Source organism: Pseudomonas acericola (SeqCode) (assembly GCF_053456465.1).
Window position 1 is genome coordinate 1,266,088 of the sequence record NZ_JBRFJB010000001.1, and the last position, 14,072, is coordinate 1,280,159.

Here is a 14,072-nt window from a genome sequence, read left to right on the forward strand (position 1 = left end):
TGGCTTGCCAGCTCCCACAGTTTGTTCAGTGGTGTGTTCAGGGTTGCGGGGCGCACCGCAAGTCCACCCGCTCATAGTTCAACTTCTTGTTGCGTTCCCCCAACGCATACGATGCCTGGCACTGCTGCTCACCCCACTTGATCACCAACGTACCTGCATCCTGCTCAACCAAGGCCAGCGCCTTGCCATTGGGATCGGAAATCGCCAGCTGCTTGCCGGCACTGTCTTCCAGCGAAGCGCCAAACGGAATCGGCTTGTGCTGCGCATCAAACAGTGCGAACTGCACACGGCGCCCGGTTTTGCTGACATAACGCGCCAACACCACGGCACCGCGTCGCGGCACCACTTGTTGGGTGGCGTTGTCGATCTCGATGTCGGCGCCCAGGTCGCGGGTGTCGAGGCTGATCCAGTTGACCCGATAGGGTTGCGCATTGGCCACCACGGCATAGCCATTGCTGCCGGTCTCGGCCCCGGAAAAACTGCCGATCTTCACCCCGCTCACGCCTTCGACTTGCGCCAGCGCAAAGGTCTCGCCCACGGTTTGCCCGAGGTTGATCCCACCAGCGTGGCCGACTACCGAGCCGGCGACATTCAGGCTCTGCGAGTTGTAGCCACGGCCCTGGCTGTAACTGGCACTGACATCCATCACCGAAGTGCGCGTGCTGAGGTTGGCCGAGCCGTTGCTGCCACCGGTGCTGCTGTTGCCGCCTTGCAGCGAGTAATAGGTGTCGCTGTCATCGGTCATGTAGCCGTTGACGCCCACTTGGGTGGTGTCATTGTTTTTCTGTGTGCTGGAGGAGACAAACGCCCTCGGTGCGCGCGGGGTCGAGCCGAGCGGGAACGACAGCGACAGGTTGACCAGGGTGTCATTGTTCGACGGCCCGGCGTTGCCCACATCCTTGGTGTAGGTGGCGCCAACGTTGTAGCTCACCTGGCCCCAATAGTTGCTGTAGCCCGCCGACAGGCTTTGCGAACCGCCACGGCTCCAGTAGCGCTGGTCGCTGGCATTCACATAGACGCTGCCCAATTGCTGGTTGCGGCCAAGGCTCTGGTTGACGGTGAGGTCGGTGCGGGTTTTCGAGTTGCCGGTGCGCCGTTGGCCGTCGCTGCTCAGTTCCTCGACGTGCTCGGTGAGGGTGCGATAGCCCTCGGTGGAGTAACGATAAGCCGCGAGGGTGAAGCTGGTATCGGTACCGGTAAAGGTCTTCGCATACAACGCGCGCAGGCTGTTGCCCGTGACCGCCTGGCCGAAGGTGCGGCTGGCGGAGTGGGTCATGTCCAGCGACACGGCGCCGATCGGCGTGTTGCGCCCGACACCCACGGACATCGCCTGGAAGTCCTCGCTGGCTTGCACGCCGACGATGCCGGACAAGTTGCTGCTGATGCCATAGCCCAGGGTGCCGCTGACAAACTGCGGCGACTGTTGCCCGTCGCTGTTGCTGTTGTATTGGCCCGCCGACAGGCTGTAGTTGAGTTGGCCTTCGCGCACCATGATCGGCAGGCTGGAAAACGCCTGCACCGTGACCCGGCGGCTGCCATCGGCTTCGATCACGGTGATTTCCAGGTCGCCGTTGGAACCGCTGGGGTAGATGTCGCTGATCTCGAACGGGCCGGGCGGCACGTTGGCGGTGTAGAGGATGTAGTGGTTCTGGCGGATCTCCACGGTGGCGCTGGTTTGCGCGATCCCGCGGATGATCGGCGCATAGCCGCGTTCGCTGTCGGCGCGCATGCCATCGTCGGAGCCCAGCTTGACGCCGCGATAACGCACGCTGTCGAACAGGTCGGCATCGGAGAAAATATCCCCGGCGCTGAACTGGCCCTTCAACGCGGTCACGTCGTGTTGCACGTAGCTGCGGTTGCTCTTGAACGTGCTCGGGCGGTCGGTGCTGCTGTTGAAGTTCGACTCGTTGCGCAAGCGCCAGCCGCCCAGGTTGATGCCGTTGCGCAGGCCGAGGTTGTTGGACAGGGTGTTTTGCCCCTCGGTGCTGTTGCGGTTGCTGCTCAACTGGTAGTTGATGAACGCCGCCGACACGCCCTCATCCCACAGCGCCGGGTCCACGTAACCACGGCGGCCGCGCTCCATGGCGCTCTGCGGCACACTCACCAACAGGCGCAGGCGCGGCACGTCGTAGCGCACGCTGGCGCCAGGGATCAGCGTGGGCAGGTCGAGACAGGCGTTTGGGTCATCACCGACGGGTTTGCCGCTGGCCTGTAGCTTGGCGATATCGACGCCTAGCTGTTGCACCATGTCCAGGGTCAGGCAGGCCTCGATCCTGCCGTTGCCGGGGTTGCGGCGGAAGTCGATGTCGCGGCGGCCCACCAGGGTTTCGTTGCCATACAAGTCCACCCGGTAATTACCGGGTAGTACGTTGCTGGTGGCGAGCAAGGATTGCAGATCGACCGAGGAGGCCGCGCCTTGCAGAAAGGAAGTATTGAACTGTTCATCGCCTTCGGCCTGGCACGCTGTACTGAAACCCAGGGCAACCAGCAGCGGCGACCATCCATTGCGCTTGATTAAAAACATGCAGGAACCCTATATCACCTCCGATACGAACTAACGGAGCGAAGAGAAATACAGTGAAAGTGCGTTTGCCAGAACGGCAAACGTATTATGGTGATTCTTTACTCAAACTGGCGCGGATATCGGTGCTGTTTGAAAGTTGTGCGGCATAACGGTCTTGTGCGCCGTAGTCATTGATACTGCTGAACACTAAGTGTGGCGCAGTGTCTCGACTAAGTTGTTTGAGGTTGAACTCTTTTTGTTCGCCGGGGGCGATCATCAGCGAATCAAAAGGATGTTCTTTGACGCCGCCGGCTTGCAGGGTGATTTCAGCAATCGATACGTGATACAGGCCCGGGTTGGTCACCACCAGCACCGGCTTGCCAGCCCGTTCGGCCAAGCTCCACGTCAGCTCGGTCGGCGCCAGGTAGGCCTCGTTCTTCATGCCCGCAGGGCGGAAGAACACTTTGATGCGCTGGCGCACGGCAAGCTGCAAGGTGTTCTGCAGTTTCGACGCCTGGGGGATTTCCTGCACGTTGAGCCACACCACCGATTCGCGGTCGGCGGGCATGCCAGCGCCTTCGTAGATGACCCGCAACAGTTGTTGCTCCAGGCCATTGACCCGCGCCAGGGGCGGGGTGACGGCAAACGGTGCGTTCGGGGTGTTGTCGGTATCGACCCATGACTGGATCAGCACCGCTTCGCCGTTGTTGCGCACGGTGATACCGGCTTCCTTGTGGCTGCCGTCAAAGATGAGGCGTGTGCTGCTCAATGAAATGCCAGCCGTGGCCTGGCTGGCCGCGAGCAAGCCCAACAGGCCCATGCAAAGGGACAGTGAGTGACGTTTAAACATGATGACTACCGCGCTGTTTGATGAAAGTGCAGGGCCGCAAGGCCCTGCACTGCGCCTGGGGTTCGCGCGGTTTATTCGTATTGCAGGGTGAACGGCAGGGTCGCGTCGCCACGGCCGGCGACAGCGGTGCTGGCTTCGGCGGTGGTGACGTAGGCAGCCGAGAATTTCAGCGTGGTGTTGCTGTCTTGCAGGGTGTTTTCGATCTTCGCGGTGGCAGGTGTGCTCAGGTCGATGAGTACGCCATTGGCGTCGAGCAGGGCAATACCGACGTTCTTGGCGGCGCCCAGGCCGTCGATCAGTTTCAAGACCTTGGTGCCAGTAACGACGCCCGAGCCTGCGCCTTTGGTCGGTTCGAAGAGCATGGCCACTTTGGTGCCGGCGTTGCAGCTGATCTTCATGTCGAAGTTCTCAGCGCTCAGGGTGCCGCTGCCTTGCGGTGCGGTGGCGGTGCCCATGTTCTTGATCGACACTTCGCCCATGTTGACCGAGATGGTTTTGTTCAAGCCGACGCCTTCCACGGAGCAGGCATCGTTGTTGATGGAACCGGTGAAGTTGATGGTGCCGCTACCGGCTTTGGTCGGTGTACCTTCGACGGCGAACGCGTGGCCAGCGGCAAAGATCGACAAGGCGATAAGGGTCCGGGAGAGCTGTTTCATGTTGTTTTTCCATACAGGGAGTTGAAACAACACGATATAGCGCGACTGCTTAGTTGGACATAAGACGATCCTTAGAAGTCAAAAGGTCCAAACAGTAACTAGTTGAACAAGTTGCGCTCGATACAATAAGCCAATAAATCCCGGTCACTGCTAACTTCCAACTTGCGCATCGCCGCCACTTTCTGGGTGCTGATGGTCTTGGCACTTCGGTTCAAGTTACGGGCGATCTCGTTGACACTTTGCCCGGCCACGAATAACCGCAGGATTTCATGTTCCTTGGGCGACAAGCGGGTAAAGCGTTCATTCAAGTCCGCGCCAGACTCGATCACTGACGTGGGCGCCGGCCCGCTGTTGCGAATCGGGTTGCCCCGGGCAATCGCCTTGAGCGCCGCCTGGATCTCGTCGTGCAACTGGTGCTTCTGGATCACTGCCAACACCCCGAGTTCTTGCAGGCGCGTGAGGATCAACGGGTTCGAGATCATGGTCAGCACCAGCACCCGCACGTCGGGGAAGTGCCGCGTCAGGTACTCCACCAGTTTCAGGCCGTCACCGTAGGGCGAGTCGCCGGGCATATTGAAGTCGGTGATCACCAGGTCCACGCGGGTGGATTCCAGCAGGCTGATCAAGGCGCTGGAGCACACGGCCTCGCCGACCACGCGAAAGCGCTCGTTGCGCTCGACCAGCTCCCTGACCCCGACCAGCACGATGGGGTGATCGTCTGCGATGACAACGTTGAGGATTTCCATGGGTGTTTATCCAGAGTGAAATTATTCGAGGGCATCCAGCAAAGCATTCAGCTGAGCGAGGTTCTGCCGCACTTCCAAGGCCAGGGCAGGGGTGATGGCCATGCCGGTCAAGCGGCACTCCAACGCGACAAACGCCGTGGCCATGGCGCCCATTTGCACCGCACCGAGGGCGCCGGCCATGCTGTGCAGGTGCTGGGCCACGGCGTTGGCATCGTTCAGGTTCATTGCCGCCAGGGTCGCGTGGACGTCCTGGCGCAGCGTGCTGACAAACAACGCACGCATATTTGGCGACAGCTGCGGCAGTTCGACGGGCGCCGGTAGTTCGATCTGGCAATGTTGCTCCAGCTGCGCACGCAAGGTGGCCAGGTTCAGTGGCTTGACCAGCCAAGCGTTCATGCCGACGGCCGCGCAGCGCTCGCCTTCTTCGCGCAGGGCGTTGGCGGTGATGCCGATAATCGGCAGCGTGGTGTCTTGCTGGCGCAGGGCTTCGGTCAATTGGTAGCCGTTCATCACGGGCATGTTGACGTCGGTGAGGACCAGGTCGAACCGCTCCGGCAGCCATTGGGCCAGGGCCTCTTCACCGTTGGCGGTCAGCGTCACCGCGCAGCCCAGGGCTTCCAGTTGCTCCTGGATGATCGCCGCGTTGATCGCGTTGTCTTCGGCCACCAGCACGTGCAGGTTCAGGTCGTGGCGCTTGGCCGACGGCGCGGGGCGGCTGGGGTTGGCGCCTTGCTGCGCCAGGTCAATCGCCCAGGCCATTGCACGGATGTCATGGGCGTCGACGGCCCAATCTGCCCCCGTGCGTTGCGCGGGGTTCGGCCCGCCGGGTTCGGCGATGAGCCGTGGTCCGGGCCAGGCGGGGCTGTTGGCGGCGGGCAGCAGGTCCACCAGCAACGCCGCGTCGGGCGCGGGTTCCGCCGTCACGAGGCGGCTGTCGAGGCCGAGGCGGTTGAGCCAGCCCGTGACGTGCTGCGCCAGTTCGGCGATCGGGGCGCGTACGTAGACGGCAGGTGCTCCCGCGCTGAACACGGGACAGTCAGCCAAATCGCCCGGGACCACTGCCAACGCCAGTTGCAGGGTGAAGCTGCTGCCCAGCCCGGGTTCGCTGACCAGGTTCAACTGGCCGTGCATCATGTCGCACAACCATTTGCAGATCGCCAGGCCCAACCCGGCGCCGGCCTGGCTGGTGGCATCGTGGACCTGATAGAACGGGTCGAACAGTTGTTGCTGTTGTTCCTGGGAAATACCGACGCCCGAGTCACTCACTTGCCACTGCAGGTTCACCTGGCCGTCCACCTGTTCCACCACCCGTACGCGCAGCACCACGCGGCCGTAATCGGTGAACTTGATCGCATTGCTCAGCAGGTTGTTGAGGATCTGGCGAATGCGCAGCGGATCGCCGCGCAGGCGGTTGGGCAGCGTCGGGTCGATGCAGGCATACAGTTGCAGGCCCTTGGCTTGGGCAAAGGCGCTGTAGGTATGCACGCTGTCTTCGATCAGCGCCAGCGGGCAGAAGTCTTGGTGTTCAAGGGTCATCTGCCCGGCCTCGATTTTCGACACATCCAACACATCGCTGATCAGTTGAAACAGGGTGGCCGAGGAGCGCTGGATGGTGTGCAGGTAATCCTGCTGGCGCGGGGCGAGCGGGGTGAGGCCGAGCAATTCCAGGGTGCCCAGCACGCCGTACAACGGGGTGCGGATTTCGTGGCTCATGGTCGCCAGGAAGCGGCTCTTGGCCTGGTTCGCCGAGTCGGCGGCGTGGCGTGCGTCTTCCAGGGCGGCGGCGTCTTCGACATGTCGGGTCACATCGTGCAACGCGCACAGCCAGGCATCCTGGCCCTGGTAACGGGTGGGCACGAAGGCCACGTGCAGGTGGCGGCCGTCGAGCTCCAGGTGCGCCTGGCCGGGTTGGGTGGTCGGCTGTTGCTGGAGCAAGTCGATCAGTTGGCGGGTGTCATGCCACTGTTGGGCGCGTTGGTTCGCCAGGAGTACGCGGTGATCGTCGCGGCGGATCACGCATAGGCCGGTGGGCGCGGTGTCGATGACCGCGCGGCTGAACGCTTCGCTCTCGGCGATGCTGGCGTGTGCGTGCTGGGCGGGTAGCACCACTTCGGTGGTGTACCAGCGATTGAGCACGCGACTGCAACCCAGCGCCGCCAGCACCAGGGCCACCAGGCACAGCAAGGGCCACAGCGCGTAGTCGAGGAGGCTTGCCATACTGATGACATAGATCGCCGTCCAGTGCTGCGCGCCGGCGCCGATCAGTTTGAACACCAGGCCGTCACGGGTGAAATTGACGCCATCATGCAGCACCTGGCCAGGCTTGAGGCTGCCCGTCAGGACCGCGCCGGAGGGCGTGACCAAGGTGAGCTCATCGTAGGTCGTCCACTGCATCAACCGCTCGATATTGTTGACGTGCGCCAGTTTCAGCAGCGAAGCCACGACCACCCGCGAATTGGCACCCTCGATGTCCAGCGCGGTCGCAGCCAGGTTGATATCGACGTAGGCCAGCAGGGTCGGCGCGCCGCTGTCATCCGCGTAGGGTTGCCACCGGACCTGGTGCGCTGGCGTGGTTTGCCCGTCCGGGCGCGTGTGCAGCGGAGCCATCGCCTCCACCAGCGCGCCGATCGCGATCTGCGCCGCGCCGCGCAAGCGCCCGGTGGCGGGCACGGTCACGTCGTAGTTGTCCGGGCCATTGAGCACGATCACCTGGGGTGACTGGTAGTGTGACGCCGCCCAGAACGCGCTGTAGTAGGCGGAAAGGTAGGTGCCGAGGGCGAAGACCTTGGGGTATTGGTCGGCGGCGATCTTGTCTGGGTTGATCTTCAGGCTGTAGGGCAGGGAGAACGGCAGCCCGCGTCCTTCAAAGATATTCGGCCCTGCCTCGGGCAGCGGCTTCTGGGTATAGGGCGGCAGCATGGCCGAGGGGTTGAGTGTGTCCTTGACGCTCTCCCGCGAGATGTCTTGCAGGAAGACTTCCTGTTCCTGGATATTTTCCATCAGCCGCGCGAAGTGAAACTGGAAGGTGTCGCGCTGTTCCTCGATCACGCGCTGCACCCCCAGGTAACTGATGCCCAGCAACAGCAGCACCATGGCGCCGAGCACCATCAGGCCTTTGTTCAGGCGCAACGAACTGCGCGCCAGTTTTTCCAGGAAGGCGTTGGGATGCGGCATTAGAAGGGACAGCCTTTGGACACAATGACCTCGGTGGCAAGCGACGTACGTCAACAGCCTGCTGCGGGTCAATACGCGTTCGCCGGCCCGTCATGGGTCAGCAATTGCTGGAACTGATCCGAAGACACGGCGTGGGAGATCAGGAAACCCTGGACCTGAGTGCAGTCGATCTTACGCAACAGCGCAAGTTCTTGCGCAGTTTCCACACCTTCGGCCACCACGGTCAGGCCTAGCTGGCGCCCCAGGCTGACAATACTGGTCAGGGCCTGGGCCAGTTCTTCGTTGGTATTACAGCCCTGCACCAGCGCGCGGTCGATCTTCAATTCGGTAAACGGCGCCGACACCAGGTTCATGTACGAACTGTAGCCCTTGCCAAAATCGTCCTGGGACAGGCCAAAACCCTTGATGCGCAACCGGCAGGCGCCGGCGTAGAAGTTACTGATGTCATCGGGCACCGAGCATTCCATCAGTTCGAAGCAGATCCGTGCGGGCAGGCCTTGATGCGCGTGGACGAAGGCGAGGATGCGGTCCGGCAGGTCATGGCTGTTGAGCAGGTGGGTGGGCAGGTTGACCGAGACCGGGATGTCATAGCCCTCTTGGCGCCACAGGGCTTGGGCGGCGATGGCTTGTTCCAGTATCCGCCAGAGCAAGCGTTCTTCGAGGTTAAAGGCGATCAGCGCGGGCAAGAACACCCCGGGCAGCAGCGTGCCATGCTCGGGGTGAATCCAGCGCACCAGCGCTTCGGCGGCGACGATGCGGCCATTGTTCAGGGCTTTCTTCGGTTGGAACCAGGCTTGCAGCTCACCATTTTCCAGCGCATTCAGCAGGCTTTGGCGATCAATACCGGGCTGGGTTTCGGCCGGCGTGGTCTGGCGCAGCGCTTGCAATTGGTCGATCAGGCAGCGCAGGGCGGCGGCATTCACCGGTTTTGAAATCAGCCCGATGACCTTCACTTGCAGGTTGCTTGCCACCAGGCTGGCGCCCATGAGCATGCGCCGGGAGGCGGCGCTCATGATAGCCAGTGCCGGTCGCGAGGGTTGCGCGGCCAGGCCCTGGATAAATTGCACGCCGTCCATGCCCGGCATCAGCAGGTCGGTGAGCACCAGGTCATAGTCGCGCTTTTTCAGGCAGGCCAAGGCTTCTTCGCCATCCTTGGCGCACTCCAGGTGAAAATCCCCCAGCTCGTTGAACAGGTTCTGCAAATACAGGTGTTGGAAGGGGTGGTCTTCAACAATCAGGATGCTACAGGGCTTCATAAACGACTCGTTCGTAGGGAGCCAAGGCACTGAACAGGGCTCGCAGCGTAAAAGGTTTGACCAGGCAGTGGTTCATGCCTGCCGCCAGGCACAGGGCGTCTTCTCCGCGCAGGGCATTGGCAGTGGCGCCGATAATTGGGGTGGTGCAGCCCAGGTTGCGCAGGGCTTCGGCCAGTTCGTAGCCGTTGAGCCTGGGCATGTTGACGTCGGTGAGCACGATATCGAAGGCGCCGTCGTGCCAGCGCGCCAGGGCTTCTTCGCCATCGCTGGTCAAGACCACGGTGCAGCCCAGCTCTTCGAGTTGGTCACGCAGGATCAGTTGGTTGATCACGTTGTCTTCGGCCACCAGGATGTGCAGATGTAACGGACGCAGGTCGCGCAGATCGCCTGGCGCCGACGGCAGGGCCACCTGGCCACCCTGGGCTTGGTGAACCGCTTGTTGGATGGCTTGCAGGTCATTGAGGTTGACCTTCCAGCCGCCGCCCGTGAACTGCGGTGCAAACGCACCCTCGCCGCTGGCGATCACGCGGGGCCCGTGCCAGGGCGCGCTGAAGGATGCGTCGATGGGGCCGGGATGCAGTTCCAGGAGCACGCCGTTGTCGGCCAACGCCAGGCAGGACGGCACGCCGATCTGCGGGCGTGCGCCCCAGCGGCGCAACCAGCCACAGGCGCTCTCGGCCAGTTCGCGCACCGGCGAGATCACGTAGACGATTTCTGTCGCCAACGCGGCCAGGTGCGCCGGTGTTGCGCTGGCGCAGGGTTGCTCCAACGGCAGGGTCAGGGAAAAACTGCTGCCCAGGCCGGGCTCGCTGACCGTGCGCAGGGTGCCGTTCATCAAGTGGGTCAGGCGCAGGCAGATCGGCAGGCCGAGGCCGGTGCCCGCGACCACGTTGGTGTTGCCCTCGGTCTGGTAGAACGGCTCGAAAATCAGCGCCTGGTCGGCCGGCGCAATGCCTTTGCCGGTGTCCGAGACTTGCCATTGCAGGCACACCCGCTCGCCTTCGCGGCTGAGCAGCTTGACCCGCAGCACCACGCGCCCGGAGTCGGTGAACTTGACCGCGTTGCTCAGCAGGTTGTTGAGGATCTGCCGCACGCGGCTGACGTCGCCGATCAGCCGTTCCGGCAAGTGCGGGTCGAGGCAGGCGTACAGTTGCAAATCCTTGCTGTGCGCGGCGGCGGCGTAGCCTTGCACCGCTTCCAGTACCAACGCAGGTACGGAGAATTCGCTCAATTCCAGGGCCAGTTGCCCGGCTTCGATCTTGGACACGTCCAGCACATCGCAAATCAATTGCAGCAAGGTCGCGGAGGACCCTTCGATGGCGCGTAGGTAGCTCTTTTGTTGCGCATCGAGGCGCGTGCGGGCCAGCAGTTCCAGGGTGCCGAGCACACCGTAGAGCGGTGTGCGGATTTCATGGCTCATGGTTGCGAGGAACAGGGTCTTGGCTTCGTTGGCGGTATCGGCGGCCTGGCGCGCCTGTTCCAGCGCGGCTTCGATCTGGGTGCGCGCGCTGATGTCGCTGAAGGCGCAGAGCAACACGTCTTCCCCTTTGTAGCGCGTGGGCGCGCAACTCAGGTACAGATGGCGGCCATCGGCGGTCTCGAAGTAGTCCGTGAGGCGCGGCGCGGTGGGGTCGAAGGCGCCATTGATCCAGCCGGCGCCCAGTTGCTCGCTGCTGTGGCCGAGCCAGTGTTGGGCCAGGGTGTTTTCCAGCACGATCTGGCCGTCGGTGCGGCGCAGCACGCAAAGGGCCACGGGGGCAGTCTGGATCACGTCGCGGCTGAACAGCTCGCTTTCCACCAGCGCCTGGATGCGGTGGATCGCGGGTTTGATAAAGCGGTGCTCCAGGCGCCGGGTCAGCAGGCACACCAGGCTGATGCTCAGCAGGCAGAACAGTAGCGCACCGCTGATTTGCGGCCACAAGGCCCACAGCACTGCGCGCAGGTCGATGGAGTAGGTGAGCTGCCAGTCCGAGGATTTCAGCTGTTTGCGCAACACCAATTGCTCGGGCAGCCAGCCGTTGCCGACAAAGCCAAAGAAGTCCTGTTGACGCAGCAGCGGCAGGTTTTGCCCGGGTGGGGGCTTGTGGCTGTTGGTGAACAGCGGCATGCCCTGGGCGTTGAACATGGTGAACTCACCGGCGCTGTGGTCGTTCAGGGCATTGGAAACTTCGCGGTCGTCCATTTCCAGGCCGAGCCAGCCGGACTCCGGGTCGCGCTCGTCCAGGCGAATGAAGATGTACAACTGTGAGTGCCCGTCGCTGGCGTGGGTCAGCCACAGTTCGCGCAAGGCGTCCTGATGCTTGAGGGCTTGCAGTTGACCGAGCATCGCCGGGGGAAAGTCGGCGGCCGCCGGGGTGGTGTCGTACAGCCGCGACACCTGGGCGGCGCTGCTGACATAGAGCAGGTTGAGCTGCTTGGCCCGCAAATAATCGCGCATGCGCTGGGTCAGCCAGATGCTCCATTGCCGGCCCGGCGTTTGCCCCAGCAGCAGGCGAATTTCTTCATCGGAGACCGGCAGGCTCAATTCGGCCTTGCGTGTGGCCGACAGGCTGAGGCTCTCCAGCAACGCCTCGCGGGTGGTGAAAAACGTATGCGCCTCGGCGATGGCGCTGCTCATGTAGCTGCGCCGCTGGGAGACTTCATTGTTGAAGGTGAACAGCAAAAAGCTGTACACGCCGCCGAGAATGCCCACCAGCAACACCAGGGCAAACACGCGCAAGAGGCGGCGTGCTGCATAGGGCGTGGAAAGGACCGGGCTGATTTGATGGAGGACGTTCTTTAATCGCATCCCGGCACTGTAGGGACGGGGGAGTGTAGGAGAAATCAGACGATCCTTAGAACCGTTCCGCCGAATTACCAAGCAAGCTAATTATTCCATTTGACATTCGCTGCCTAAGCAGTAACATCTAGTCACACATTCACTGCTTAGGCAGTAATAAGGTGACTTCCCAATGAAACACTTCACCCCCGACAACTTCCACAACTGCCACCTCGGCCTGTTGCTGGGCCGCGCCGCACTGCTCAAAGACCGGATTATCGACACCCATATGGAGCCGTACGGCATCACCGCCGCGCAGTTCAAGGTGTTGGTGATCATGGCGCTCTATGGCATCGATACCCCGGCCGAGCTGTGTCGGCACCTGTCGCTGGACAGCGGCTCGATGACCCGCATGCTCGACCGCCTGGAGCAGAAGGGCTTGCTCGAACGCCAACGCTCGGCCCAGGACCGCCGCCAGGTGCAGCTGGTGCTGACGGCCGAAGGCCAGAAACTTGCGGACACCTTGCCCCACGTTGGCACCGAAGCCCTGAACCAGTTGGCCGGCTCTCTGGAGCCCGGCGAACTGGCAGACCTGGAACGCATCCTCAAGAAAATTCTGATAGCCGCAGGTGACTCCATCACCCTGCTGCGGGTAGGTAAAGAATGAACACACGTGCCCTTTGCCTGGTGCTGGTGGCCATGAGCATGGCCGGTTGCGCCAACTTCAGCGGCCTCGACACCCAGGGCCAGCGCCTCGACGCCAACACCCTGCAAACCGGTAAATCCCTGAGCGGCGTGACGCTGTCGCCCGCCGCTTGGCCGACTGCCGATTGGTGGAAAAGCCTTGGCGACCCACAACTCGACGGCCTGATCCAGGAAGCCCTGCAAAACAGTCCCGACATGCAAGTCGCCAGCGCCCGCGCCCATCAGGCCGAAGCCGCGGCGTTTGCCGCCGACGCCGAACGCATGCCGACCCTGGACGCCAGCGCCGGCGTGAGCCGCTCGCGCCTGGCCAAGGACAAAGACCCGCTGGGGCAGGGCGATGCCTACGCCACCGTGCGTAATATCGGCGCCAGCTTCAGTTACAACTTCGACCTGTGGGGTGGCCAGCGCGCCGCCTGGGAAGCCGCGCTGGGCCAGGCCCGCGCCGCCGAAGTCGATCAGCAGGCCGCACGCCTGACCCTGGCCGCCAACGTGGCCAAGGCCTACAGCGATCTGGGCCAGGCGCATATCGTGCGTGACCTGGCCAACGACGACCTCAAGCGCACCCGGCAGATGCTTGACCTGGGCAAGCGTCGCCTGAGTTCAGGCATCGACAGCCAGTACCAGTACCAGCAGACCGAAAGCCTGGAAGCCAGCTCACAGTCGCAATTGATCGACGCGGAAAAACAACTGGCCAGCGCCAAGATTGCCCTGGCGGTGTTGCTCGGCAAAGGCCCGGACCGTGGCGCCGAGTTGAGCCGGCCCAACGTGTTGAAGCCCAGCGCCGTCGCCGTACCGTCGGTACTGCCCGCCGAGCTGCTCGGCCGTCGCCCCGACCTGATCGCTGCGCGCTGGCGTGTCGAGGCCGCGGGCAAGAACATCGCCGCGAGCAAAACCCGCTTCTACCCCAACCTCAACCTGAGCGCGAGCGCCGGGGCCGAGTCGTTGCTGGGGGATGCGATGTTTGGTTCGGCCAGCCGTTTCTTCAGCATTGCGCCGACCATCTCCTTGCCGATCTTCGACGGTGGCCGCCTGCGTGCGGACCTCGATGCCCGCGACGCCGACTACGACCTGGCCGTGGCCCAGTACAACAAAACCCTGGTGCAAGCCCTCGGTGATATTGGCAACAACATCGCCCAACTGCGCGACACCGGCCGGCAGATCCAGGCCCAGCAACACGCCGCCGACATCGCCCAGCAGTCCTACGACACCGGCGTGCAGCGTTACAGCTCCGGCATCGGCAACTACCTGGATGTGCTGAGCATCGAGCAGCAATTGCTGCAGGCCCAGCGCCAACTGGCAACACTCAACGCGGCGCAGATCGATCTGTCGATTCAATTGATGCAGGCCCTGGGTGGCGGGTTCAACGCCGCAAACGTGGCAGCGGCCACCCCAGCAACGCGTACGGAATAATTTGAGGTAATCGT

9 protein-coding genes are annotated in these 14,072 nt (G+C 62.8%); 2 read left to right on the forward strand and 7 right to left on the reverse strand.

Features of this window, described 5'->3' with window-relative positions; all coding sequences use genetic code 11:
• Positions 1-37: 37 nt before the first annotated feature.
• The 7 genes from ACU688_RS05795 to ACU688_RS05825 form a co-directional block, all read right to left on the reverse strand.
• Positions 38-2,524: a fimbria/pilus outer membrane usher protein gene (locus ACU688_RS05795; RefSeq protein WP_448183989.1), complete on the reverse strand. Its 2,487-nt coding sequence runs from the start codon at positions 2,522-2,524 to the stop codon at positions 38-40.
• Positions 2,525-2,609: 85 nt separating this feature from the next.
• On the reverse strand, positions 2,610-3,353 hold the full coding sequence (locus ACU688_RS05800; protein WP_448183990.1) for a fimbrial biogenesis chaperone: 744 nt from the start codon (positions 3,351-3,353) through the stop codon (positions 2,610-2,612).
• Positions 3,354-3,424: 71 nt separating this feature from the next.
• Complete coding sequence (locus ACU688_RS05805) at positions 3,425-4,009, reverse strand: fimbrial protein (protein ID WP_448183991.1); 585 nt, start codon at positions 4,007-4,009, stop codon at positions 3,425-3,427.
• Positions 4,010-4,107: 98 nt separating this feature from the next.
• Positions 4,108-4,755 (reverse strand): response regulator, encoded by a 648-nt coding sequence (locus ACU688_RS05810; protein WP_448183992.1) that lies wholly within the window; start codon positions 4,753-4,755, stop codon positions 4,108-4,110.
• 21 nt (positions 4,756-4,776) lie between these two features.
• Positions 4,777-7,929 carry a hybrid sensor histidine kinase/response regulator gene (locus tag ACU688_RS05815; protein WP_448183993.1) on the reverse strand — a complete coding sequence of 1,051 codons (3,153 nt, stop codon included), beginning with the start codon at positions 7,927-7,929 and terminating at the stop codon, positions 4,777-4,779.
• A 68-nt stretch (positions 7,930-7,997) separates the two neighbouring features.
• Entirely contained in the window at positions 7,998-9,185 is a 1,188-nt protein-coding gene (gene pvrR / locus ACU688_RS05820) for a response regulator cyclic di-GMP phosphodiesterase PvrR (RefSeq protein WP_448183994.1), read from the reverse strand.
• Positions 9,172-11,973, reverse strand: coding sequence for an ATP-binding protein (locus tag ACU688_RS05825; RefSeq protein ID WP_448183995.1), 2,802 nt, complete (start codon positions 11,971-11,973; stop codon positions 9,172-9,174). Before ACU688_RS05825 ends, pvrR begins: the two co-directional genes overlap by 14 nt.
• Before the next feature lie 163 nt (positions 11,974-12,136).
• On the opposite strand from ACU688_RS05825, the gene ACU688_RS05830 reads away from it, so the two are divergent.
• Positions 12,137-12,610, forward strand: a complete 474-nt coding sequence (locus tag ACU688_RS05830) for a MarR family winged helix-turn-helix transcriptional regulator (protein ID WP_017734195.1) — start codon at positions 12,137-12,139, stop codon at positions 12,608-12,610.
• Complete coding sequence (locus ACU688_RS05835; protein ID WP_448183996.1) at positions 12,607-14,058, forward strand: efflux transporter outer membrane subunit; 1,452 nt, start codon at positions 12,607-12,609, stop codon at positions 14,056-14,058. The genes ACU688_RS05830 and ACU688_RS05835 overlap by 4 nt, the downstream gene beginning before the upstream one ends.
• Positions 14,059-14,072: the final 14 nt, after the last annotated feature.